Below are 23,959 nucleotides of genomic sequence, written 5' to 3'. Positions count from 1 at the left end.
TTCTCCCTTGAGTCACAATAGTGCTCATGTAAGCGGTGGTGTCAATACTACATTTTGCATAATGAATGCCCATATCTGAGAAGGTAAGGGGAATAACAATAGGAGTACAGGCTCGAATGAACGAGCAGCTGACCGATCAAGTATTGATTGAGCGAGTTCAGAGTGGAGATAAGCAAGCATTTAACCTTTTGGTTTTAAGGTACCAAAATAAAGTCTGCAACCTTATTTCTCGGTATGTGAGCAATTCCGGAGATGTAGCCGATGTCGCACAAGAAGCGTTCATCAAAGCGTATCGGGCTATCCCAAGTTTTCGCGGAGAGAGTGCCTTTTACACTTGGCTATACCGTATTGCTGTTAATACCGCTAAGAATCACATTGTAGCCCAAAGTCGTAGACCGCCCGCTAGCGATGTTGATGCTGAAGATGCTGAATATTACGAAAGTGGCAACGCATTAAAAGAAATATCGAACCCTGAGAACATTACGTTGTCGAAAGAATTGCAGCGGGTCGTTTTTGGTGCGATAGAAGCGTTGCCTGAAGATTTGAAAACTGCGATGACCTTGCGTGAACTGGATGGTTTAAGTTACGAGGAAATAGCAGAAGTCATGGATTGTCCTGTAGGAACGGTGCGTTCTCGCATCTTCCGCGCTCGTGAAGCGGTAGAAAAGAAGATTAAACCTCTTTTATAGCGCTCATACTGGTAACGAAAATGGTGAATAAATAATGGCTGACAAAGAAAGACTTTCAGCACTCATGGATGGGGAAATGGTCGATAAAGCGCTCATTCAAGAATTAGAGCTCGACCAAGAAAGTTTGCAAACGTGGAAAAATTACCATCTGGTTGGTGATGTGATGCGTGGAGATGCCCCAGTCCGAGCTGAGTGGGATATTGCACAGAGCGTTGCATTAGCATTGGATGACGAACCCGCACACAGTCGTTTACAATCTGCTTCGGTTATTGATTTTCGTGATGCAAGCCGTGAGTCTCAGCCGACGCCAGCTCAAGCTCGTCGGCAGTTACCGGCTTGGCTTTCCCAATTTGGCCAGGTTGCGGTTGCTGCGTGTGTGTCGTTTGTGGTGATTTTAGGTGTTCAACAATACGGTGGCCGTAATTCAGGAGTGAATCAAAACGACCAATTACCCGTACTGCAAACCATTCCGTTGGCTGGCAGCGCAGAGCCAGTGAGCTTAACGCGTGATTCAGTAGAGCGCCAAACCAGCGAAAGCCGCGTGCAAGAACAACGTCGCCGCGTAAACGCATTATTGCAAGACTACGAGCTGCAACTTCGCCTGAACAGTGAAAGTGCAAGCCCACATAACGATGTACTTGAATCGGTAGTTGAATGAATAAATTCCTGATCAGTGCACTGGCGCTGTTCAGTTTGAACTCTACATTAGCCTTTGCAGAAGACCAACCTGCAGAGGCTTTGTTGCTTCAAATGAACGAGGCCAGTCAGCATTTAAATTATGAGCTGTCTTACATTCTGATTAAGAAAAACAGCATCGATCCACTGCTGTATCGTCATGCAAGTCAAGGCGATCAGCAATTTGCGCATCTCGTTTATCTCAGCGGCCCGATCCGTGAAGTGATTCGCCGTGGCAATGAAGTGAGTTACATTGAACCTGGGGTAGAACCGTTCACCATTGAGTCAAGCACTATGGTTGCGCCGACGATTCCGATGCTAACCAGCAATGTCACCGAATTAGGCCGTTACTACGATTTCGTCAAAGTTGGCCGTGCACGTGAAGCGGGCACGGCTTGCCAAGTGGTGCGAGTGGTGCCGAAAGATGGCTTACGCTATTCCTATATTTTGTGGGTAGATGAAACCAGTAACTTGCCATTGCGAGCTGATTTAGTCGATCGCGACGGCGAGGTGCTTGAGCAATATCGCACGATTTCTTACGCCATTAGCGACAAATTAGCGCAGGCGATGCAAGGGCTAAATGACGTTGAGTTACCCGAGGTATTGACGTTACCGAAAGGCAACCTTACCGAAAGTTTTTGGCAAGTGAGTTGGAAACCTGAAGGCTTTGAACCCAAAGAGCTTAACCGTTATCGTATGGCGATTACTGAGCGTTTGGTCGAGAGCCAGATGTTCAGTGATGGGCTATTTAGTTTTTCTGTTTATATTTCCGATAGTGACAACCATTCGCTGAAAGGCCAACTGGTTCGTCAAGGCCGCCGTACCTTGCATAGTGTGGTGAAAGGAAACAATGAAATCTCAGTGGTCGGTGATATTCCACCGGCAACGGCGCAGCGCATTGCTCAATCGGTGACGTTTGTCCAGCCTGCGGCGCCCTCAACAGAGGCAACCAAACCATGATGACGGCGTTAGCAACAGTCACCGCTGTTCAACCTGATGCTAAAGGGTTTCACGTTGAACTCAGTTGTCAGCAGCAGACCAGTTGCAGCAGTTGTTCGTCCTCCAAAAGTTGTGGTACAGGGATCGTATCGAAAGCGATTGGTAACAAAGCGCTGTTATGGCAACTCGATACGAAAAAACCAGTGAAGCAAGGCCAGACGGTTGAAATCGGTTTCCCCGAAAAAAGCTTGCTTCAATCGGCAGCCTTAGTGTATTTGGTGCCGCTTTTTATGATGATGTTCGGCGCTTGGCTGGGTGAGAGCCTCTTGGCCCCTTGGCTCGGTTTAGGTGAGGGCATCGTGATCATCACGGCCGCTGTTTTTATCGCGCTGGGGATCGGAATTGCCAAACGTTGTTCTGTGGTTCTTGAAAAACGATCGCAGCAAGAGGTGGTTTTGGTCCGAGTCCTTGGTGAACCTATCGCCTAATTTATGATGCGAACCCTACCGAAATTGGGTAGAATCGGCCAACTTTATGGAAACGCCGCTTGATGTGGCTTTCTTATGTCCCTTTTTTCAAGAGTTTAGTCATCCCAAATCTATGAAGCACATTCGTAACTTTTCGATTATCGCCCACATCGACCATGGTAAGTCGACCCTATCTGACCGTTTGATCCAAGTTTGTGGTGGATTAAGTGATCGTGAAATGGAATCTCAAGTTCTAGACTCTATGGACCTTGAGCGTGAGCGTGGCATCACCATCAAAGCACAGAGTGTGACGCTCGATTACAAAGCAAACGATGGCGAGACATACCAGCTCAACTTTATCGATACTCCTGGACACGTTGACTTTTCTTATGAAGTTTCCCGTTCTTTAGCCGCCTGTGAAGGTGCTCTATTGGTGGTGGATGCTGGTCAAGGCGTTGAAGCGCAAACATTGGCTAACTGTTATACCGCCATTGAAATGGACCTTGAAGTTGTCCCAATCCTAAATAAGATTGATTTGCCAGCCGCAGAGCCTGAACGCGTAGCGGAAGAAATTGAAGATATTGTCGGCATCGATGCTATTGACGCAGTGCGCTGCTCTGCGAAAACAGGCCTTGGCGTGGATGAAGTGCTAGAAAAAATCGTTTCTGGTATTCCGGCTCCTGAGGGCGATCCTGCTGCGCCGCTGCAAGCGTTAATCATCGATTCTTGGTTTGATAACTACTTAGGTGTTGTCTCTTTAGTGCGAGTGAAAAATGGTGCGCTGAAGAAAAATGACAAGATTAAAGTGATGAGCACAGGCCAAACTTGGGGTATTGACCGTTTAGGTATTTTTACGCCAAAACAAGTCGACAAAACCATGTTGAACACTGGTGAAGTGGGCTGGGTGGTTTGTGGTATTAAAGACATTCTCGGCGCTCCTGTAGGTGATACCCTGACCAGCGCGAAAGATCCGTGTGAAAAAGCATTGCCAGGCTTTAAAAAAGTGAAACCGCAGGTGTATGCGGGGCTTTTCCCTGTCTCTTCTGATGATTACGAAAACTTTCGTGATGCGTTAGGTAAACTGAGCCTAAACGATGCCTCGTTATTCTATGAGCCAGAAAGTTCGGCCGCTCTTGGTTTTGGTTTCCGTTGTGGTTTCTTGGGTATGCTCCACATGGAGATTATTCAAGAGCGTTTAGAGCGCGAATACGATCTTGACCTTATCACCACTGCGCCAACGGTAGTCTATGAAGTGAAGAAGACCGATGGCACGATGCTTTATGTTGATAGCCCGGCTAAATTGCCTGCGGTGAACGACATTGAAGAGATTCGTGAACCGATTGCGCGTTGTAACATTTTGACCCCTTCTGAATATTTGGGTAACGTCATTATGTTGTGCGTTGAAAAACGTGGTGTGCAGGTTGATATGGTCTATCACGGTAACCAAGTAGCCTTGACTTATGATGTACCGATGGCCGAAGTGGTGCTTGATTTCTTTGACCGCTTGAAGTCAACTTCTCGTGGTTATGCATCACTTGATTATGGTTTCCAACGCTTTGAAGCTTCAAGCATGGTCCGTGTGGATATCTTGCTAAATGGTGACAAAGTGGATGCGCTAGCCATCATCACTCACAAAGACAATTCGCAAACGCGCGGTCGTCAAGTGGTTGAGAAAATGAAAGAGTTTATCCCTCGCCAAATGTTTGATATCGCGATTCAAGCGGCGATCGGTAACCACATTATTGCTCGTTCAACCGTGAAGCAGCTACGTAAAAACGTACTGGCGAAATGTTACGGTGGTGATATTAGCCGTAAGAAAAAACTGCTTAAGAAGCAGAAAGAAGGTAAGAAGCGCATGAAGCAAATTGGTAATGTTGAGTTGCCACAAGAAGCCTTCCTTGCCATTTTGCACGTAGGTAAAGATTAAGCATTGCTTTGGCTTTCTTATGCATGCAGCAGTCACCATTTAAGTGAAAGAGTTTCGGCTCTTTCACTTTCGTATTTTTAGATAAGGGAACTCCATGGCGAATACATTTTCACTCATCTTGGTGATCGTCACATTAGTGACCGGCATAGTTTGGGTGCTGGAGAAGTTGGTGTGGGCGAAAAAACGTCAACAGAAGATGGCCGCTATTGAAGCGCAAACCAACGGCTTGGATGACAAACTCAGCGCCAAAATTTCCGCGCAACCTTGGTGGATTGAAAACAGTGTTTCCATCTTCCCTGTGATTGCTTTTGTGCTGGTGCTACGCTCTTTTGTGTACGAACCTTTTCAGATTCCATCTGGCTCAATGATGCCAACGTTGCTGGTGGGCGACTTCATCTTAGTTGAGAAATACGCTTACGGTTTGAAAGACCCAGTATGGCGTACTCAACTGGTCGAAACTGGTGAACCAGAGCGTGGTGATGTCGTGGTCTTTAAATACCCACCGCAACCAAGCATTGACTACATCAAGCGCGTGGTCGGCATGCCGGGTGACACAGTTCGTTATAGCAGCAACAAAGAGATTTGTATTCAAGCTCAAGGTTCAACAGAATGTAAACAGGTCAAACTGTCCAATGTTGAAGAGAGTGAGTTCAACCAAAATGGCATCCCTTTAATTCAAGTGAATGAAAAGTTAGGTCAGGTTGAACACCAGATTTTGATCAATCCATTGCGTCGTGATCGTGTTGATGCTTATCAGCCACGCCATGGCGTTAATGAATGGGTTGTTCCTCAAGGTCAGTATTTTGTGATGGGTGATAACCGTGACAACAGTGCTGATAGCCGTTACTGGGGCTTTGTTCCAGAAGCAAACTTAGTCGGTAAAGCGGTCGGTATTTGGATAAGTTTTGAATTTGAACGTGGTGCCGATAGCGTTTTACCTTCGTGGATCCCAACTGGTGTGCGTTTTAACCGCATTGGTGGCATTAACTAGGCTAGCTTTGGCTAGCCATCACTACATCGAGAGAGCATGAATTCTCCAATTAGTAAATTAGAAACTAAACTCGGTTATTCATTTAATGATCCCGAGTTTATTTCCTTAGCACTGACACATCGCAGTGCAAATGGTAAGCACAATGAACGTCTTGAGTTTCTGGGCGATTCAATTTTAAGTTTTGTCATCGCTGATGAGCTGTACCACCGTTTCCCTAAAATTAACGAAGGGGATATGAGTCGTATGCGCGCTACGCTTGTGCGTGGTCACACATTGGCTGAACTGGGCAGAGAATTTTGCCTAGGAGATTACTTAAAATTAGGTCCAGGTGAGTTGAAAAGTGGTGGTTTCCGCCGTGATTCAATCCTTGCTGATGCCGTAGAAGCCATCATTGGTGCGATTTATTTAGACAGCGATACCGAAGTAGTACGACGTATTATTTTGAGCTGGTATCAAGAGCGCCTTGACGCCATTGAGCCGGGCGTATCGCAAAAAGACCCAAAAACTCGCCTACAAGAGTTTCTGCAAGGTAGAAGAAAGCAACTGCCTATCTACACAGTGACTAATATTAAAGGTGAAGCACACAACCAAGAATTTACGGTATCGTGTGATGTAGCAGGAATGGGAACGCCTGTAATTGGTAAAGGCACCAGTCGTCGTAAAGCTGAACAATCGGCGGCTGAAATTGCACTAGAGCAACTGACAAATGGCTGATAACGAATTTGATTTGGATGCGTACTTCGCATCAAACACCAACAGCAATGAAGCAACTCCGGAAAGTGGTGAGCAGCACTGTGGTTTTATCGCCATTGTGGGTCGCCCCAATGTCGGGAAATCAACTCTGCTGAATAACTTACTGGGACAAAAGATATCCATCACATCGCGCAAGCCTCAAACCACTCGTCACCGCATTATGGGTGTCGATACAGAGGGGCCATACCAAGCGATTTACGTTGATACTCCAGGGTTACACATTGAAGAAAAGCGTGCGATTAACCGCTTGATGAACCGCGCGGCAAGTAGTTCACTCAGTGATGTTAACTTAGTGCTGTTCTTAGTCGATGGCACTCAGTGGACCGCCGATGATGAAATGGTGCTCAACAAGTTACGCAATGCTAATTTCCCTGTAGTGTTGTGTGTCAATAAAGTCGATAACGTGAAAGATCGTAACGATGTAATGATGCACATGCTAGAGCTATCGAAGAAAATGGAATTTGTTGATGTCGTGCCGATTGCGGCAAAACATGGCAAAAATGTCGATGTATTGCGCAAACATGTGCGTGAGCATTTACCTCAAGCCACGCATCACTTCCCTGAAGAGTATGTGACCGATCGCTCACAGCGTTTCATGGCTTCCGAGATTGTGCGTGAAAAACTGATGCGCTTTACTGGTGAAGAGCTGCCGTATTCAGTAACCGTTGAAATTGAACGTTTTGACTATAACCCTGAAACCGATGGTTTTCATATCAACGCGTTGATCCTCGTTGAACGCAGCGGCCAGAAAAAAATGGTGATCGGCAAAGGTGGTGAAAAAATTAAAACCATCGGCCGTGAAGCACGTTTAGATATGGAAGAGTTGTTTGGTCGCAAGGTTTACCTAGAAACTTGGGTGAAAGTGAAATCCGGGTGGGCAGATGATGAACGTGCCCTTCGTAGCCTTGGTTATATTGACGATCTATAACCTCTATTCGAGGTGGGCGAGAACATCGCTCACCTTTGAGTGCTGATATGTCAGACGGTTTACAGCGCTGTTTTGTCCTTCATCGACGTCCTTATAGCGAGTCGAGCCTAATCCTTGATGTGTTTAGCGAGGAGTATGGCCGCGTTACCTTAATGTCCAAAGGCGCACGCAGTAAACGATCGAACTTAAAAGGTGCGCTGCAACCTTTTACCCCCTTATTGCTCAAATGGTCAGGCAACGGTTCAATGAAAACCTTGCGCCAAGCTGAACCGATTAGCCTTGGCTTACCGCTCAGTGGTATTCATCTCTATTCTGCCATGTACGTCAATGAGCTGATTGGCCGTGTACTTGCGCAAGAAGTGCCTTGCCCGGGTCTGTTCCATGATTATCTGCATGCACTCACCGAGTTGGCTCAGTGTGAAAATCCAGAACCAGCACTGCGCCGTTTTGAACTCGCGTTGCTAGCTTCAATGGGTTATGGCGTTGATTTCTTGCATTGCGCCGGAACGGGAGAAGCCATCGATCCTCGCATGACTTATCGCTATCGCGAGCAAAAAGGTTTTATCGCTTCTGTTAGGCGCGATAACCTCACGTTTATGGGCGATGAGTTGATTGCCATTAGTGAGCGGCGCTTTGTCAGTAAAGAGCAGCTTCAAGCGGCAAAACGCTTTACACGCATAGCGTTAAAGCCGTATCTTGGCGGCAAACCTTTAAAAAGCAGGGAGCTTTTCCTGCCCATGTCTAGTTTTTCCAGAGTACGGAGTATAGGAAAATGAGCGCAATTTACTTAGGCGTTAATATCGATCACATCGCCACGTTACGAAATGCCCGCGGTACTAAATACCCAGATCCCGTGCATGCTGCTGAAATGGCAGAGCGTGCCGGAGCCGATGGCATTACCATTCACCTACGTGAAGACCGACGCCATATCAAGGATCGCGATGTGCGTATTTTACGCGAGACGTTGCAAACTCGAATGAACCTTGAGATGGCCGTTACCGACGAAATGATTGATATTGCTCTGCAAACTCAGCCTGAATTTGTGTGTTTAGTGCCTGAAAAGCGTGAAGAACTAACGACGGAAGGTGGGCTGGACGTATTAGGACAGCTTGACAAAGTGAAAGCGGCAACCGAAAAACTGACCGCTGCAGGCATAAAAGTCTCTCTGTTTATTGATGCTGATCGTGAGCAGATTAACGCAGCTAAAACTTGCGGTGCACCGTTTATTGAATTGCATACTGGTCATTACGCCGATGCAACAACCGAAGCGGATCAGCAAGATGAGTTAAAGAAAATTGCGGCGGCTGCGAGTTATGCAAGTGATTTGGGCATTACGGTGAACGCTGGTCACGGTTTGACTTACCACAACGTAGCTGCCATTGCTGCACTGCCTGAAATTTACGAACTCAACATTGGGCACTCGATTATCGGGCGTGCTGTATTTGATGGTTTGGAGAAGTCGGTCGCCGATATGAAAGCCATCATGCAAGCGGCTCGCAAATAAGGTCTACCGATGGCGATTATCGGCTTAGGGACTGATATTGCGGAAATTGAACGCATAGAAAAAGCATTGTCACGCAGTGGCGATGCTTTTGCCGAGCGGGTGCTAACCCAAGATGAATTGGCGGTGTTCCATTCGCTCAAGAAAAAAGGGCGCTATTTAGCGAAACGTTTTGCCGCTAAAGAAGCGGCATCTAAAGCGCTTGGTACGGGTATTGCGCATGGCGTTAGCTTTCAGGATTTTACCGTCACCAACGACGCCAACGGAAAACCCGTGCTAACACTATCAGGTAAGGCTAAGCAGTTGGCTGCCACAGCCGGTGTGAATCACATTCACCTAACCATTTCTGATGAGCGTCATTATGCGGTGGCGACGGTGATTTTAGAGTCTTAATCTGTCAATCTTCTCTGCTTGCTGATAAGCAAACATGGCAACTGCGCGGCAAGCCCCTTTTTTCATTCGGTTAAATTGTCTCTTCGGTTAAATTGCTCATTCGCTTAAATACGGTTTAGCGGTAGCGATCACTTTGTCCATCTCATCTTGTAACTCAAATAATTCCGGTTCGACATCGCTGATGGATTTGCCGGAGCGCAATGCCTGTTCGAGCGCCGCGCACACTTTTTTCAAGCGGGGTACGCCACTGTATGAGCAACTGCCGTGCAGTTTATGAATATGGTGCAGTAGATCTTGAGTAGAGTATTCATCATCTTCCAACGCCATACTGACGACTTGGCTCACCTGTGGAATAGAATCAACTAGCATCTGTAGCAGCTCTTTGGCCAAATCTTCCTTGTTGGCTGATTGTTTGAGAGCATTTTGCCAGTCAATGATAATGGTGTGATTAGGCTGCTCAGCTTCCTGTGACGGCGACGGTATAACTTGTTCTGTGAGTTGTAATTTCTCCAACTGTTTACGGTTGGCGTAGGGGTTCCAGTGTGCTAACACTTGCTGCAAGATGTGCTCTTCAATCGGCTTAGTGAGGTAATCATCCATTCCTTCTTTCAGCAGACGATCGCGCTCTCCGATCATTGCATGAGCCGTTACCGCAATCACGGGCGTTTGGTGATTGAGTACCGTTTTCTTAATTTCCTGGCAAGCGGTGACCCCATCCATCTGTGGCATTTGGATGTCCATCAAAATCATATCAAATTTCTGGCGGCTTGCTTGTTCGACCGCTTCTTGGCCATTCGTACAAGCGATGACGGTTTCAACACGTTCTTGCAGCAGGGCCATGATCAGTTTGAGGTTGGCAGGGTTATCATCCACCGCCATTACTTTCAGGGGCAGTGTATCGAGTGTGATCGGTAGATCTTGAATGGCAGGCTGTACCGGTTGGTGCGCGATTAACAGTTGCAGCAATTTTTTACGCGACAGTGGCTTGGTAATGCACTGCACTGGATGATGCTGCATTAAATAATCGGATAGTGCGAGCTCGGTACTTGGTGTACCGATAATCACGTTGTCGGCAAGCTGAATAGCCTTTGTGACCCACTGCTCAACCAAATCTAAATCAGTCTCTCTACTTGGGGCTAAATTGAGTAATACATAATCGAAGCGATCCGTCTCTTCTGGCATCACCGCTCGATATGTGACGGTTAACCCTGCCTGCACCAACATTTGCTGAATAATGGAGGCGGCTTGCATATTGGGTTCAACGAGCAACAACTGTTTATTGCTTAAAATATGTGGGTCAAGCCAGTCGCTCATCGGCATTTCAGTGGTATTGAGACGCAGCGTAAACCAGAAGGTGGAACCTTGGTGAAGGCGGCTGGTGAGGCTAATTTCGCCGCCCATGTGGCTGACCAATTTTTGAGTAATAACCAAACCAAGCCCAGTGCCGCCGTAGCGACGAGAAATACTGGCATCGGCTTGGCTAAAGGCTTGGAACAGCTGTGCTTGTTGGCGCTCTGAAATACCAATGCCGGTGTCGCGCACCATAAATTGCAGCTCAACCACATTGTCGCGTTGTGAGCGCAATTCAACACTGATGTCGATGTTGCCACGTTCGGTGAACTTAATCGAGTTACCGACAAGGTTGGTCAACACTTGTTGGATACGAAGTGGGTCACCTACCAAGCCTGCTGGGATTTTTTGATCCACTTTAAGAGTGATTTCCAATCCTTTTTCATGAGCACTGGTCGCTTGGAGGTTAACCACCTCTTCCAAACTTTCTTGAAACTCGAACGGAATATTTTCCAGCGCTAACTTACCGGCTTCTAGCTTGGAGAAATCCAAAATGTCATTGATGATGTTCAATAAGTTATTGGCCGATTTTTCAATGGTTTGTAAGTAATCTGCTTGGCTATTCGTCAACTGGGTTTTGAGCATTTGGCGGGTGAAGCCAATGACACCGTTAAGCGGTGTGCGCAACTCATGGGACATGTTGGCAAGAAATTCTGATTTTATGCGCGCGGCTTCTTGGGCGCGTTTTTTGGCAATGTCCAATTCAACGTTTTGGATTTCCAACTGCTCTAAGGTTTCTCGCAAATCCGAGGTGGCTTGGTCGATACTGTGCTGCATTTCGACGTGATATTCCGATAGCGATACCGCCATCGCGTTGATCCCTTTTTTGAGCGAATCTAACTCACCGTGCATTTTGCCTTCGATCCGCACATCAAGGTGGCCGCGACGAATTCTATCCACCATGTTTTTCATGTGTGAGATAGGGCGAGTCACATCGTGCAGGAGTCGGAATGCGAACATTCCCGATAAACCTAGCCCAAGCGCAAGCACTAAAAAGGCGGAAAAGACCTCTTGATACTGTTGTAAACGCAATGAAGAGAGATCCAACTCTATCGCGATATAGCCGAGCGCAGGCGTTGATGTATTGGCATTTATACCTTCGGTTAGACGGTTTTCGGCCAAAATTGGCGTGCGCAGTATTAAAGTGTTCTCGGTGAGATTTGAGCTGCTTAAAATCGGAATGGGCTTATCTTTTGGATAAGTTAAGCTTTCAAAGTTAGGGTGAAAATTCGAGGTGACAAACAGTTCGTGGTTGGCGTCAAACACCGCAATACTACGGACAAATTTAGAGTTCTTTCGATGCGCGTAGCTGATAATGCGGCGTACCGACTCACGGCTTTGGTTTTTTAAGGCGTCTTCACTAGCAATGGCCAAGGGCTCGATGATGCTTGCCCCCGCATTGATCACCTGTTTTTCCAGATCATGGTAGCGATTGAATGAGAAAAAAGCACTGAGCAACAAGCCGATAATTAAGGTTGGAGCTAAGGTTAAAGTAATAACGCGCGCGCGTAAGCCATATCTGGTCATTATTGTCTAAACATCGTGGTGTGGATATGGGAAAATAGCCCGCAATTTGATGAGCAAGCCTGTACGAAAATCGTTTAATTGACGGCTAGCTTAATCAAGTCGAGTAAGTTCGACAATCATCCCCGCACTAAATAGTGACGCTAGGGCAAAAAACATCGATTTAATTTTACTTAGGCACAGAGCATGGCACGTTTTTTCCAACCGAAAAAGAAAGCGCAATTAGAAACAAAACATCAAACGGTATTGATTGAACGTCTTGATCATCAAGGTTCTGGTATCGCTTATCAACACAATAAACTGCTTTTTGTTGATGGCGCACTGCCCGGTGAGCAAGTGCTGATGCAGCTAACTGAAAGCAAAAGTAAATACTCTCGCGGTCAGTTGATTAAAGTCTTAACGGCCAGTGAACAACGCGTGACGCCATTTTGTCGCCATTACGCTCAATGTGGTGGTTGCGATCTGCAGCATTTAGAGCACAGTGCGCAGGTCGCGCACAAAGAGCAAACACTCTCGCAATTGATGAGTAAATTCGCCGGACAAACGTTGGCCTTGAGCCCCGCAATAAGTTGCGCCGATAAAGGCTATCGCCGTCGCGCCCGCATCAGCGTGTTGTGGGACAAAAAGCAGCAACAGCTGCAATTTGGCTTTCGTAAAAAGCAGAGCAAGCAAATCGTTAACGTGACGGACTGCCCAGTGCTAGAACCACAACTCAACACGCTACTTACACCTATCCAAGCGCTGTTAACGCAATTTAAATCTCAGCAAGCGATTGGCCATGTTGAATTGGTGCTGGGTGATCAAGGCGCGGTGATGGTGTTGCGCCATCTTCAGCCGCTGCCAAGTGAAGATCACGCGGCGCTGCTGGCGTTTGCTCAGCAGCATCATCTCACTTTGTATGTGATGCCAGAAAGCGATCAGCTCGAACGTCTTCACGGAGAGATGGCAAACTACCGTGAAACCGGATCAGTTATCGAATTTTTGCCCTCCAACTTTATTCAAGTCAATCGTCAAGTAAACCAAAAAATGGTGGCTCAAGCATTGGAATGGTTAGCCTTGACTGAGGATGACCGAGTGTTGGACCTATTTTGTGGCGTAGGGAACTTTAGTTTGCCGATGGCCCAATACGCTCAATCGGTAGTGGGCATTGAAGGTGTGGATGAGATGGTTGAGCAAGCGACACAAAACGCGCAGCGCAATCAAATCGATAATATCGCGTTCTACCAAGCAAATTTGGAACAAGATATGTCAACGCAAGCGTGGGCAAAGCAAAAATTTGCTAAAGTACTACTCGACCCCGCGCGAGCCGGGGCGGCAGGCATTGTCGACCAATTGGCTAAGCTCGGCGCTCAGCGCGTGGTGTACGTTTCTTGTAACCCGGCGACACTGGCAAGAGACAGTCAAAGTTTACTCAGCCAAGGTTATAAGTTGGTAAAACTTGGCATGTTGGATATGTTTCCACACACCAGTCATTTAGAATCGATGGCGCTATTTGTAAAAAGTCGGTAGACAGAGAACTAACTCAGTCGAAGTTAGTCGAATACCACAAACTATAAAACTAGGACGAATCAGATGGTTGCGGTACGAAGCGCACACTTGAATCCAGACGAACAGTTTGAGCTAGATAAATGGATTGCGAGTTTACATCAAGATAAAAGCACAGCTTCTAAACTGACGGACGTATATCGTCAGTGTGAAACGTTATTAGAAGGTCAGGCCAAAGGACCGCTACTGCTGTGGCGCGGCCGTGAAATGATCGAAATCCTGATTACCTTATCGATGGATCGCGCCACTTTAGTCGCGGCTCAGCTCTTTCCTATCGTCAGTAGTGGGCTTTTTGACCGTGAAGTATTAGAAGAGACCTATGGTAAAGGCATAGTGAAGCTGATTGATGGTGTCGAAGAGATGGCGGCACTTGGTCAGTTAAACGTCACCTTGCAAGGCAGTGAAGCTTCAGAGCAGGTGGATAACGTTCGCCGCATGCTGCTTGCGATGGTAGATGATTTTCGTTGCGTGGTGATCAAATTAGCGGAGCGCATTTGTAATTTACGTGAAGTAAAAGATGAACCTGACGAAATTCGCCGTGTAGCGGCTAAAGAGTGCGCCAATATCTATGCCCCTTTAGCAAACCGCTTGGGCATTGGTCAGCTCAAATGGGAAATTGAAGATTACGCATTTCGCTACCAGCAGTCCGATACCTACAAACAAATTGCTAAGCAGCTTTCCGAGCGCCGCATCGTGCGCGAACAATATATTCACGATTTTGTCGAAGATCTGCGCGCCGAGATGAAGCTTTCTCATATCAATGCCGAAGTGAGTGGCCGTCCGAAACACATCTATAGCATCTGGCGCAAAATGCAGAAGAAAGGGTTGGCTTTCGATGAACTGTTTGATGTGCGTGCAGTTCGCATTATTGCTGATCAACTGCAAGACTGTTACGCAGCCTTGGGCGTCGTTCATACCAAATACAAGCACTTGCCTAGCGAATTTGATGATTATGTTGCGAATCCGAAACCGAATGGCTATCAATCCATTCATACGGTGATTTTAGGGCCAGAAGGCAAAACCATCGAAATTCAAATTCGTACTAAGCAGATGCATGAAGAATCTGAACTTGGGGTTGCTGCGCACTGGAAATATAAAGAGGGCGCAACGGTTGCCCGCAGCGGTTACGATGAGAAAATTACTTGGTTGCGTAAGCTTCTTGATTGGCAAGAAGAGATGTCTGATTCGGGTGAGATGATCGACGAGCTGCGTAGTCAGGTGTTTGATGATCGCGTTTACGCCTTTACACCTCGTGGTGATGTGGTTGATTTACCCATGGGAGCCACGCCGCTTGATTTTGCCTACCATATTCACTCTGAAGTGGGGCATCGCTGTATCGGTGCCAAAGTCGCGGGTCGTATTGTTCCATTTACTCATAAATTATCTATGGGTGATCAAGTCGAAATCATCACTCAAAAAGAGCCGAATCCTTCGCGTGATTGGCTAAATCCAGCAACGGGGTTTGTTCATTCAGGCCGTGCGCGCGCCAAGATTAACGCTTGGTTCCGTAAACAAGGCCGCGAGAAAAACCTTGAAGCCGGACGAGAGATCCTCGAGTCAGAATTAGCCAAAATCGGTGCTACGCTAAAAGATGCCGATAAATACGCGCTCAAACGTTTTAACGTCAATACGCCTGACGAGCTGTACGTCGGCATTGGCAGTGGTGATTTGCGAATCAACCAAATCGTCAATCACATCAATGCTTTGGTGAATAAGCCGACCGCTGAGCAAGAAGATCAACAAGCACTGCAAAAATTGCAAGATGCGCAAACTCGTCCAGCTCAGCCACATCGAGCGCACAAAGATGCCGTTGTAGTGGAAGGGGTAGATAACCTCATGACACACCTAGCGCGCTGTTGCCAACCTATCCCGGGTGATGAGATCAAAGGTTATATTACTCAAGGGCGTGGTATTTCAGTCCATCGCAGTGACTGTGAACAGTTAGAAGAGCTGAGCCATCACGCACCTGAACGCATCATTGATACCGTTTGGGGGCGCGGGTTCGTTGGAACCTATATTTTGACTTTGCGCGTTGAAGCGATGGAGCGAGGTGGGTTACTCAAAGACATCACCACCTTGCTTGCGAATGAGAAAGTGAAAGTCATCAGCATGAAAAGTCGTAGCGACTACAAAAGACAGTTGATCATCATGGATTTTGATCTTGAAGTGAGCAACATCGAAGCGCTGTCACGAGTATCAATGCGAGTAGAGCAGATCAAAGATGTCATGTTGGTGAAACGCCTAGGCTAAATTTCATATCACAGTAACACTCTTATTGGCGTGAATCGCAATTAAATCGCGACGCAAGCGCCCTAGGTTTTCAAAGGCGAGTGGCAATGACTGCTCGCTTTTTTATTTTAAATATTGATGTAAGGAGCGATAAATGAGCCACCCAATCGAACAACTGGAACAGATCATGGCACAGTTGCGTGACCCAAAAACAGGTTGTCCTTGGGATATCAAGCAAACTTTTGACACGGTTGTTCCTTACACAATCGAAGAGACCTATGAAGTGGTGGAAGCGATCCACAACCAAGATTGGCCTAATCTCAAAGAAGAATTAGGTGACTTGCTGTTTCAAGTTATTTTTTATAGTCAAATGGCGAAAGAGCAAGGGTTGTTTGATTTCTCGCAAGTTGTTGAAACGGTGAATGAAAAACTTACGCGCCGCCATCCTCATGTTTTTTCGGGTGCCAAGTTTGAGGATGAAGCGCAAATCAACGCCAATTGGGAAGCTGAAAAAGCCAAAGAAAAGGTACAAGCAGGAAAAAAAGATCAAAGTATTCTAGACTCAATACCACACGCTTTCCCGTCTCTTTTACGTGCTACAAAGATTCAAAAAAAGTGTGCCCAATATGGCTTTGATTGGGATTCTATCGGCCCAGTGGTTGATAAAGTCCAAGAAGAGATCGAAGAAGTCATGGAAGAGGCGTTGCAAATTAACCCTGATCCGGTTCGAGTAGAGGATGAAATGGGCGATCTATTATTTGCCACCGTTAACTTTGCTCGGCACTTAAAAATCGATCCAGAAGTGGCGTTAAATAAAGCAAATCGAAAGTTTTCACTTCGATTTAAAGGTATTGAAATGCTGGTGGCACGTCAGCACAAAACCTTGACCGATTTTTCTCTCGAAGAATTGGATGCGATGTGGAATGAAGTGAAGCGCTTGGAGTCGAAGTAATACCCTGTGTTGGCAATCCACAATAAAACCCACCCATTGAGACAAATTTGACTCATTTGAGTGGTGTGATAAGCCATATCAAGCGGTGCTCTTTGATTTGAAGCAAAAAATAAAAAATGACAGTGTGATAGATTTCACGTTGTAGCGAATAAGGGCTTCTGGTATATTTTTATCCCGTCCAGAAGAAATCCATTTCCCTCATTCAACCAATTTCAGGTTAAACATGACGACAAATTACATTTTTGTTACTGGCGGGGTTGTATCCTCTCTAGGTAAAGGTATTGCGGCAGCATCTCTTGCGGCGATTTTAGAAGCTCGTGGTCTTAAAGTGACTATGATGAAGCTTGACCCTTACATCAACGTTGACCCAGGCACAATGAGCCCAACTCAACATGGTGAAGTGTTTGTCACGGAAGATGGCGCTGAAACTGACCTTGACCTTGGTCACTACGAACGTTTTATTCGTACCAAAATGACCAAGCGCAATAACTTTACTGCTGGTCGTGTTTATGCCGATGTATTGCGTAAAGAGCGCCGCGGTGACTACCTAGGTGCAACGATTCAGGTTATTCCACACATCACTAATGCGATTAAAGATCGCGTTATCGCAGGCTCTGAAGGTCACGATGTCGCTATCGTTGAAGTGGGCGGAACCGTTGGTGATATCGAGTCATTGCCATTTATGGAAGCGATTCGTCAGCTTGCGATTGAAGTGGGCCGTGAACACGCAATGTTTATGCACCTGACTTTAGTTCCTTACCTTGCCGCTGCTGGTGAAGTGAAAACCAAACCGACTCAACATTCAGTTAAAGAGCTGCTTTCTATCGGCATTCAGCCTGATATTTTGGTTTGTCGTAGCGATCGCGTTATCCCAGCGAACGAACGTAAGAAAATTGCTTTGTTCTGTAACGTGCCTGAAAAAGCCGTTATCTCGATGAAAGATGTTGATTCTATCTACAAGATCCCTCAACTGATCAAAGCTCAAGGTTTGGATGATATCGTTTGTAACCGTTTTGGTATTAAAGCACCGGAAGCGGATCTTTCTGAATGGGAACAAGTGATTTACGAAGAGGCTAATCCAACCGCTGAAGTGGTGATCGGGATGGTCGGTAAATACATTGAATTGCCTGATGCTTACAAATCGGTTAACGAAGCACTGAAACACGCAGGTTTGAAAAACCGTTTGAGCGTGAAAATCAAATACATCGATTCTCAAGACGTTGAAACCAAAGGTGCGGAAGTACTGACTGGTTTGGACGCAATCCTCGTACCTGGCGGTTTTGGTGATCGCGGTATCGAAGGCAAAATTCTTGCTGCGCAATATGCCCGCGAAAACAAAGTTCCTTACCTAGGGATTTGTCTTGGTATGCAAGTGGCGCTGATCGAATACGCACGTAATGTTGCGGGTATGAAAGGTGCGCATTCAACAGAATTTAACAAAGAGACTCAATACCCTGTGGTAGGCTTGATCACTGAATGGGTAGATGACGAAGGTAACGTAGAAGAGCGTACTGAAAAGTCTGATCTTGGTGGTACTATGCGCCTTGGTTCGCAGCTATGCCACTTAGAAAAAGGCACTAAAGCGTATGAGCTTTACGGTAGTGCAACCATTCATGAACGTCATCGTCACCGTTATGAAGTTAATAATAAACTTCGTCCGCAGATCGAAAAAGCCGGCTTGAAAGTATCAGGTCTGTCTGCTGATAAGAAGCTAGTTGAAGTGATTGAGAACCCTGCTCACCCATGGTTTGTAGCAGCTCAGTTCCACCCAGAATTCACGTCAACCCCTCGTGATGGTCACCCACTATTTGCAGGCTTTATTAAAGCGGCAGGTGAGTTCCAACGCGGTGAATCAGAGAAGTAACAAGGATACGGGCAGTTGCAATTGTTGTGCTGCTGCCCTTTATAGTTTTGACATTTAAATTCAACGAGAGGAAACATTAATGTCTAAGATCGTTAAAGTTCTAGGTCGCGAAATCATCGACTCACGTGGTAACCCAACAGTAGAAGCTGAAGTTCACCTAGAAGGCGGTTTCGTAGGTATGGCAGCTGCGCCATCTGGTGCATCTACTGGTTCTCGCGAAGCTCTTGAGCTACGTGACGGTGACAAATCACGTTTCCTAGGTAAAGGTGTTCTTAAAGCGATTGCAGCTGTAAACGGCCCAATTGCTGATGCTCTAGTTGGTAAAGATGCTAAAGATCAAGCAGCTATCGACCAAGTGATGATCGACCTTGATGGTACTGAAAACAAATCTAACTTCGGTGCGAACGCAATCCTAGCGGTTTCTCTAGCGAACGCAAAAGCGGCTGCGGCTGCGAAAGGCATGCCTCTATACGAGCACATTGCTGAGCTAAACGGTACTGCTGGCCAATTCTCTATGCCTCTACCAATGATGAACATCATCAACGGTGGCGAGCACGCAGATAACAACGTAGACATCCAAGAGTTCATGATCCAACCTGTTGGCGCAAAAACTCTTAAAGAAGCAGTACGTATGGGTGCAGAAGTATTCCATAACCTAGCTAAAGTTCTGAAGTCTAAAGGCTACAACACTGCTGTTGGTGACGAAGGTGGTTTCGCTCCTAACCTAAAATCTAACGCTGAAGCGCTAGAAGTTATTGCAGAAGCGGTTGCAGCGGCTGGCTACGTGCTAGGCAAAGACATCACTCTAGCGATGGACTGTGCAGCATCTGAGTTCTTCGACAAAGACGCTGGCATCTACAACATGAAAGGTGAAGGCAAAACGTTCACTTCAGAAGAGTTCAACCACTACCTAGCGGGCCTTGTTGAGCAATTCCCAATCGTTTCTATCGAAGACGGTTTGGACGAGTCTGATTGGACTGGTTTCAAACACCAAACTGAACTTCTAGGCGACAAAATTCAGCTAGTGGGTGACGATCTATTCGTTACTAACACTAAGATCCTTAAAGAAGGTATTGAGAAAGGTATCGTTAACTCAATCCTTATCAAGTTCAACCAAATCGGTTCTCTAACTGAGACTCTAGCTGCAATTAAGATGGCTAAAGATGCTGGTTACACAGCGGTAATCTCTCACCGTTCTGGCGAAACTGAAGATGCAACTATCGCTGATCTAGCGGTAGGTACAGCTGCAGGTCAAATCAAAACGGGTTCTATGAGCCGTTCTGACCGTGTTGCTAAGTACAACCAACTAATCCGTATTGAAGAAGCGCTAGCTGGTCGTGCTCCTTTCAACGGTCTTAAAGAAGTGAAAGGCCAAGCTTAATCCCACGGGGTACAGCTTAGCATCATTACTTTAAAGAACGCCCTGCATTGCAGGGCGTTTTGTTTTTTCTGCTATCTCAACTCGTATTTTGAATTGCGAGTTGAGAAGAGAAAGATTTACACCGCGCTAATCGCTGCGATCCGTCGTTTATCCAGCTCTTCTTTGATCGCTTTCCCTTGAAAACCATCACGGATCACCTGTTGTACATCGACACTCAGTGCCGCTTGATAGGCTTTGAGAAAAATATCGCGTTGCGGATAAGGGGTCTCTTCGCAACCTAATCGACCCGCATGATCGGCCTGACAACAAAGTAAAACGTCCTGCAAGCGCTCAGGCTTGCGCCATGCATCGAGTTTATCGAGTATTTTGAGTTTGGTACTGGGTTTTAATTCTGCCGCTCGATGAATATTGGAGTGCTGCTCGCAGACGAGCAGTGCTAACTCTTTACACTCATTTGGAATACGCACCCGCTCGCACAAGGCTTTAATGATGTTAATTCCTGTGTGACAGTGCATTTTATGGCTGGGCCATTCGCTTTTAGGTGTGACTCCTTTTCCTAAGTCATGCACTTGCGCTGCAAAACGAACCGCTATCGATGAAGAGAGCTTCGCCGCTTGCGCTGCAACCATCAAGGTGTGTACTCCGGTATCAATTTCAGGATGCCATTTTTCCGGTTGAGGAACACCAAACAGGCGATCCAGTTCGGGTAATACTACTTTGAGCGCACCGCATTGACGTAAAGCAGAAATGAAAATTTCTGGATGCTGAGTGGCGAGTGATTTCTGCCACTCTTGCCATACGCGCTCGGCGGTTAAGTGTTGCAGCTCACCTGATTGCGTTATCTGTTTCATCAGTGCCATGGTTTCATCGGCAATGGTAAAACCTAAATGCGCAAATTTGGCTGCAAAGCGTGCCACGCGAAGGACGCGCAGAGGATCTTCGATAAAGGCATCAGAAACATGGCGCAGTAGGCGATTGTGCAGATCGCGCTGGCCGCCATAAGGGTCAATAAGCTTACCAGCGTTATCTTGTGCGATGGCGTTAATGGTCAGATCGCGGCGGGCGAGATCCTCTTCCAAAGTCACATCGGGTGCGTAGTAGCAGGCAAAGCCTGTGTAGCCAGCGCCAGTTTTGCGCTCAGTGCGAGCAAGGGCATACTCTTGTTTCGTTTTCGGGTGAAGAAATACGGGAAAATCTTTTCCTACAGAAGTAAAACCAGTGGCCAGCATTTGCTCTGGGCTGCTGCCTACTACAACCCAATCTTTGTCATAGATATCAATATGGAGCAACTGATCGCGTACCGCGCCCCCAACTAAGTATACTTGCACCGGATTACCTTAAATATGCTGAAACGCCATTGGCGATTGATGTTAGTAATGGTACTTTTCATCACAGTGAAATGATAGAGACGAGAGAATGTATAAGGAATTTTTTGGATTTACCGAGCCGCCATTTTCAATTGTACCGAGCTCTCGTTACCTATTTTTGAGCCATCGTCATCGTGAAGCGATGCAACATTTACAAGCAGGGCTGGGTGATGGTGGTGGTTTTGCGCTATTAACTGGCGAAGTGGGGACTGGCAAAACAACCATCGCAAGAGCGATGCTTGCGGCACTCGATGATAGTACTCAGGCGGGGTTTATTTTAAATCCAACTTTTTCGAACATCGAGTTGCTTGAAGCGATTTGTGATGAGTTTGCGCTGTCTTACCCACCTTCAGGGAGTTTAAAAGCGCTTAGCCAAGTAATTTATCATCATTTACTGCATAACCACGCGCAAGGGAAACAGACGCTATTAGTGATAGATGAAGCGCAGCATCTGGCCGCCGATGTACTGGAACAGTTGCGACTACTGACTAACCTTGAAACGGAGAGCCGTAAGTTGCTTAAGGTTTTATTGATTGGTCAGCCTGAGTTACAACAAAAATTGCAATTACCTCAATTACGCCAACTTGCGCAACGTATTACCGGTCGTTATCACTTGCTGCCTCTCAATGTTCAAGAGACAGAGCAGTACATCCACTTTCGTTTAGCGTTAGCCGGCGGTCACAAGGGCGGTCACAAGGATTGGTTTGATCAGAAAAGTATCAAATGGATAGCAGAACAGACCCACGGTATTCCGCGTTTAATTAACTTAGTGTGCGATGCGAGTTTCAAGTTAGCCTATCAGCAGGGCGTGAAAGCGCTCTCATTTGAATTAGTGCGTACCGCGGGTCAAGAGGTCATGAATTTTCAGTCTTCGGTCTATCAGTCGCCTCATGCTCGCCTCGTACCGTCTTCAATATCGTATCGCTCTCCTCTCATTGCGGGCTTAATGTTAGCTGTGTTCATTGCGTGGTTTAGCCCGCCATGGATTGATCGCATGATGCGCTTTGCGTTGCCTTCCCCTGAATTACCTAAACCGATCACTCAAGTGGTGATCAGTGCTCAATTGGAACAAGATCTAGAACGCTCGAAGGCATTGGAAGCGGCCATTAGCGATCTTTATAAAGTGTGGGGTTACAGCGCATCTTTGGCCGATAGTTTTTGTGATGCTCAAGCACAAGGACGCTTTCAATGTCAGCGTATGCAGGGTGATTTCAACCAATTAAAGCAGTTAAATTTGCCAGTGGTGCTCACTTTAGCTGCGGAGCAAACACAAGCTTATGCGGTGCTGTACCAGATCAATGCTGAGCAGGTGCAATTGTTAATGGCAGGAAAGCATGTGCAAATTAACCAAAGTCAGCTCAATGACGTATGGACAGGAGAATATCACTACATTTGGCAGCACGATTTACTTCGAACGTTGAAACAGGGCATGCAAGGAGATGATGTTGAACTGCTTGACCAAAAATTGTCTCAGTTACTTGGAGAGCAAGCCACAGGGCATCAACAATTTGATGGTGAGGTAAAGCGCAAAGTAGCTTTTTTCCAACGCTGGCAGAAAATGGACAGCGATGGTATTGCTGGGGCTCGCACTATAAGTCGGCTTGAGCTATTGACTCAACACAACGCACCTCGTCTTCTCATTACTAAGGAGCAAGGATAATGTCGCAAGTGCTTAAAGCATTAGAGCAATCAGAGTTGAGCCACCAGAGCAAAAGCTTGCCTCACTCTTCTCATGTAGCAGTGTTTAATCAATCCTTGCCATCTTCATGGTGCTCGAAATCATCACTTACCGCGTTGTTTGCTCCATCGCTGCTTTGTTGCGGTTATCTTGTTTATCATTCATACCAAGCTCGAATCGATGAGCTAGAACAATTGAAGCACAATGCGCCACAAGTTGTGCAACAAGAGGGGGCTTACCAAGTTCTGGAATACCCTGACTTTGGTGAGTTACAAACTAATACACCACGAGTGAAAACACTTACCGAGACAAGCTCTACGCCGCCATTTACTCCTTTACATGGTACTCAGTTGACGACTCGTGAGCCGCGAGATAAAAACGCAGATCAGGAGTTTGGCCTTAATGATCTCGACTTAAGTCAATTATCCCCGGAATTGGTACAACGAGTTGAGTTGGCGATTCAAGGCAAAGATCAAGTCGTACTGGTAGGAGACACATCAAAAGATCATCTTCTGCTCACAGAACATCTTGATACCTTTTCAGGACGTATCCCAGCGCTGAATTTCCAGACTCACGTTTATTCAAGTCGCACAGATAAACGATGGGTAAAAATTAATGGCGTAGAGCGAAAGGTAGGCGATGATGTGGTGAATGGCGTGCAATTAGTCGAGATCAATCCGCAATCAACCTTGATACGTTTCGATGGTGAATTGATTGAAATCCCAGCTCTTTATGATTGGAAAGGATAAAAAAACGGTCACCTTTCTCTGGTGACCGTTTTTCAAGTGATAGATCCAGTCTGTTAG

Annotated in this window: 20 protein-coding genes; 18 read left to right on the top strand and 2 right to left on the bottom strand. The window is 46.4% G+C overall.

From position 1 onward, the window contains the following. Positions 1-116 precede the first annotated feature (116 nt). The 11 genes from rpoE (at position 117) to acpS (ending at position 9,263) form a co-directional block, all read left to right on the top strand. Positions 117-689 (top strand): RNA polymerase sigma factor RpoE, encoded by a 573-nt coding sequence (rpoE, locus tag AACT42_RS09780; RefSeq protein ID WP_026027282.1) that lies wholly within the window; start codon positions 117-119, stop codon positions 687-689. A gap of 34 nt (positions 690-723) precedes the next feature. Next, a complete protein-coding gene (locus AACT42_RS09775) occupies positions 724-1,347 on the top strand; it encodes a sigma-E factor negative regulatory protein (protein WP_094132272.1) in 624 nt (207 codons plus the stop codon). Beyond that, entirely contained in the window at positions 1,344-2,324 is a 981-nt protein-coding gene (gene rseB, locus AACT42_RS09770) for a sigma-E factor regulatory protein RseB (protein WP_017042688.1), read from the top strand. Before AACT42_RS09775 ends, rseB begins: the two co-directional genes overlap by 4 nt. Next, positions 2,321-2,791, top strand: coding sequence for a SoxR reducing system RseC family protein (locus AACT42_RS09765; protein ID WP_017046485.1), 471 nt, complete (start codon positions 2,321-2,323; stop codon positions 2,789-2,791). The genes rseB and AACT42_RS09765 overlap by 4 nt, the downstream gene beginning before the upstream one ends. 112 nt (positions 2,792-2,903) lie before the next feature. Then, positions 2,904-4,697, top strand: coding sequence for a translation elongation factor 4 (lepA, locus tag AACT42_RS09760; RefSeq protein ID WP_026027281.1), 1,794 nt, complete (start codon positions 2,904-2,906; stop codon positions 4,695-4,697). A 94-nt stretch (positions 4,698-4,791) separates the two neighbouring features. Next, on the top strand, positions 4,792-5,688 hold the full coding sequence (lepB, locus tag AACT42_RS09755) for a signal peptidase I (RefSeq protein ID WP_094132271.1): 897 nt from the start codon (positions 4,792-4,794) through the stop codon (positions 5,686-5,688). A gap of 36 nt (positions 5,689-5,724) precedes the next feature. Then, positions 5,725-6,402, top strand: a complete 678-nt coding sequence (rnc, locus tag AACT42_RS09750) for a ribonuclease III (protein ID WP_010319803.1) — start codon at positions 5,725-5,727, stop codon at positions 6,400-6,402. After that, complete coding sequence (gene era / locus AACT42_RS09745) at positions 6,395-7,369, top strand: GTPase Era (RefSeq protein WP_010319802.1); 975 nt, start codon at positions 6,395-6,397, stop codon at positions 7,367-7,369. The genes rnc and era overlap by 8 nt, the downstream gene beginning before the upstream one ends. 47 nt (positions 7,370-7,416) lie before the next feature. Then, on the top strand, positions 7,417-8,145 hold the full coding sequence (recO, locus tag AACT42_RS09740; protein ID WP_026027280.1) for a DNA repair protein RecO: 729 nt from the start codon (positions 7,417-7,419) through the stop codon (positions 8,143-8,145). Continuing rightward, a complete protein-coding gene (pdxJ, locus tag AACT42_RS09735) occupies positions 8,142-8,873 on the top strand; it encodes a pyridoxine 5'-phosphate synthase (RefSeq protein WP_013856034.1) in 732 nt (243 codons plus the stop codon). Before recO ends, pdxJ begins: the two co-directional genes overlap by 4 nt. A 9-nt stretch (positions 8,874-8,882) precedes the next feature. Next, positions 8,883-9,263 (top strand): holo-ACP synthase, encoded by a 381-nt coding sequence (acpS, locus tag AACT42_RS09730; RefSeq protein ID WP_017042685.1) that lies wholly within the window; start codon positions 8,883-8,885, stop codon positions 9,261-9,263. 96 nt (positions 9,264-9,359) lie between these two features. Here acpS and barA read toward each other — a convergent pair whose 3' ends face one another. After that, positions 9,360-12,140: a two-component sensor histidine kinase BarA gene (gene barA, locus AACT42_RS09725; protein ID WP_094132270.1), complete on the bottom strand. Its 2,781-nt coding sequence runs from the start codon at positions 12,138-12,140 to the stop codon at positions 9,360-9,362. A 183-nt stretch (positions 12,141-12,323) separates the two neighbouring features. Here barA and rlmD point away from each other — a divergent pair, with 183 nt between their 5' ends. The 5 genes from rlmD to eno all read left to right on the top strand — a co-directional run bounded on the left by rlmD (position 12,324) and on the right by eno (position 20,108). Continuing rightward, positions 12,324-13,646 (top strand): 23S rRNA (uracil(1939)-C(5))-methyltransferase RlmD, encoded by a 1,323-nt coding sequence (gene rlmD / locus AACT42_RS09720; RefSeq protein ID WP_094132269.1) that lies wholly within the window; start codon positions 12,324-12,326, stop codon positions 13,644-13,646. A 63-nt stretch (positions 13,647-13,709) separates the two neighbouring features. Then, entirely contained in the window at positions 13,710-15,932 is a 2,223-nt protein-coding gene (relA, locus tag AACT42_RS09715; RefSeq protein ID WP_010319794.1) for a GTP diphosphokinase, read from the top strand. Positions 15,933-16,065: 133 nt separating this feature from the next. Then, on the top strand, positions 16,066-16,863 hold the full coding sequence (mazG, locus tag AACT42_RS09710) for a nucleoside triphosphate pyrophosphohydrolase (protein WP_094132268.1): 798 nt from the start codon (positions 16,066-16,068) through the stop codon (positions 16,861-16,863). A gap of 223 nt (positions 16,864-17,086) precedes the next feature. Next, positions 17,087-18,727: a CTP synthase gene (locus AACT42_RS09705; RefSeq protein WP_013856040.1), complete on the top strand. Its 1,641-nt coding sequence runs from the start codon at positions 17,087-17,089 to the stop codon at positions 18,725-18,727. 79 nt (positions 18,728-18,806) lie between these two features. Beyond that, a complete protein-coding gene (gene eno / locus AACT42_RS09700) occupies positions 18,807-20,108 on the top strand; it encodes a phosphopyruvate hydratase (RefSeq protein WP_013856041.1) in 1,302 nt (433 codons plus the stop codon). Between the two features lie 116 nt (positions 20,109-20,224). Here the strand turns inward: eno and AACT42_RS09695 are convergent, their stop codons facing one another. After that, positions 20,225-21,436, bottom strand: a complete 1,212-nt coding sequence (locus tag AACT42_RS09695; protein WP_094132267.1) for a multifunctional CCA addition/repair protein — start codon at positions 21,434-21,436, stop codon at positions 20,225-20,227. Between the two features lie 88 nt (positions 21,437-21,524). On the opposite strand from AACT42_RS09695, the gene AACT42_RS09690 reads away from it, so the two are divergent. Together AACT42_RS09690 and AACT42_RS09685 are read left to right on the top strand one after the other, a co-directional pair. Beyond that, positions 21,525-23,135 (top strand): ExeA family protein, encoded by a 1,611-nt coding sequence (locus tag AACT42_RS09690; RefSeq protein WP_094132266.1) that lies wholly within the window; start codon positions 21,525-21,527, stop codon positions 23,133-23,135. Next, positions 23,135-23,902: a general secretion pathway protein GspB gene (locus tag AACT42_RS09685; protein ID WP_017042678.1), complete on the top strand. Its 768-nt coding sequence runs from the start codon at positions 23,135-23,137 to the stop codon at positions 23,900-23,902. The genes AACT42_RS09690 and AACT42_RS09685 overlap by 1 nt, the downstream gene beginning before the upstream one ends. Positions 23,903-23,959 lie beyond the last annotated feature (57 nt).

The sequence above is a fragment of the Vibrio sp. V15_P4S5T153 genome (assembly GCF_963874485.1).
In the GTDB taxonomy this organism is placed as follows: domain Bacteria; phylum Pseudomonadota; class Gammaproteobacteria; order Enterobacterales; family Vibrionaceae; genus Vibrio; species Vibrio anguillarum.
The sequence above is the reverse complement of the archived record's forward strand: the minus strand, read 5'-3'. Positions and strand labels throughout refer to the sequence as shown.

What these genes read in the sequence shown, in the direction of transcription:
- rpoE (WP_026027282.1), top strand. Translation starts at nt 117, where the DNA reads ATGAACGAGCAGCTGACCGATCAAGTATTGATTGAGCGAGTTCAGAGT.
- AACT42_RS09775 (WP_094132272.1), top strand. Translation starts at nt 724, where the DNA reads ATGGCTGACAAAGAAAGACTTTCAGCACTCATGGATGGGGAAATGGTC.
- rseB (WP_017042688.1), top strand. Translation starts at nt 1,344, where the DNA reads ATGAATAAATTCCTGATCAGTGCACTGGCGCTGTTCAGTTTGAACTCT.
- AACT42_RS09765 (WP_017046485.1), top strand. Translation starts at nt 2,321, where the DNA reads ATGATGACGGCGTTAGCAACAGTCACCGCTGTTCAACCTGATGCTAAA.
- lepA (WP_026027281.1), top strand. Translation starts at nt 2,904, where the DNA reads ATGAAGCACATTCGTAACTTTTCGATTATCGCCCACATCGACCATGGT.
- lepB (WP_094132271.1), top strand. Translation starts at nt 4,792, where the DNA reads ATGGCGAATACATTTTCACTCATCTTGGTGATCGTCACATTAGTGACC.
- rnc (WP_010319803.1), top strand. Translation starts at nt 5,725, where the DNA reads ATGAATTCTCCAATTAGTAAATTAGAAACTAAACTCGGTTATTCATTT.
- era (WP_010319802.1), top strand. Translation starts at nt 6,395, where the DNA reads ATGGCTGATAACGAATTTGATTTGGATGCGTACTTCGCATCAAACACC.
- recO (WP_026027280.1), top strand. Translation starts at nt 7,417, where the DNA reads ATGTCAGACGGTTTACAGCGCTGTTTTGTCCTTCATCGACGTCCTTAT.
- pdxJ (WP_013856034.1), top strand. Translation starts at nt 8,142, where the DNA reads ATGAGCGCAATTTACTTAGGCGTTAATATCGATCACATCGCCACGTTA.
- acpS (WP_017042685.1), top strand. Translation starts at nt 8,883, where the DNA reads ATGGCGATTATCGGCTTAGGGACTGATATTGCGGAAATTGAACGCATA.
- barA (WP_094132270.1), bottom strand. Translation starts at nt 12,140, where the DNA reads ATGACCAGATATGGCTTACGCGCGCGCGTTATTACTTTAACCTTAGCT.
- rlmD (WP_094132269.1), top strand. Translation starts at nt 12,324, where the DNA reads ATGGCACGTTTTTTCCAACCGAAAAAGAAAGCGCAATTAGAAACAAAA.
- relA (WP_010319794.1), top strand. Translation starts at nt 13,710, where the DNA reads ATGGTTGCGGTACGAAGCGCACACTTGAATCCAGACGAACAGTTTGAG.
- mazG (WP_094132268.1), top strand. Translation starts at nt 16,066, where the DNA reads ATGAGCCACCCAATCGAACAACTGGAACAGATCATGGCACAGTTGCGT.
- AACT42_RS09705 (WP_013856040.1), top strand. Translation starts at nt 17,087, where the DNA reads ATGACGACAAATTACATTTTTGTTACTGGCGGGGTTGTATCCTCTCTA.
- eno (WP_013856041.1), top strand. Translation starts at nt 18,807, where the DNA reads ATGTCTAAGATCGTTAAAGTTCTAGGTCGCGAAATCATCGACTCACGT.
- AACT42_RS09690 (WP_094132266.1), top strand. Translation starts at nt 21,525, where the DNA reads ATGTATAAGGAATTTTTTGGATTTACCGAGCCGCCATTTTCAATTGTA.
- AACT42_RS09685 (WP_017042678.1), top strand. Translation starts at nt 23,135, where the DNA reads ATGTCGCAAGTGCTTAAAGCATTAGAGCAATCAGAGTTGAGCCACCAG.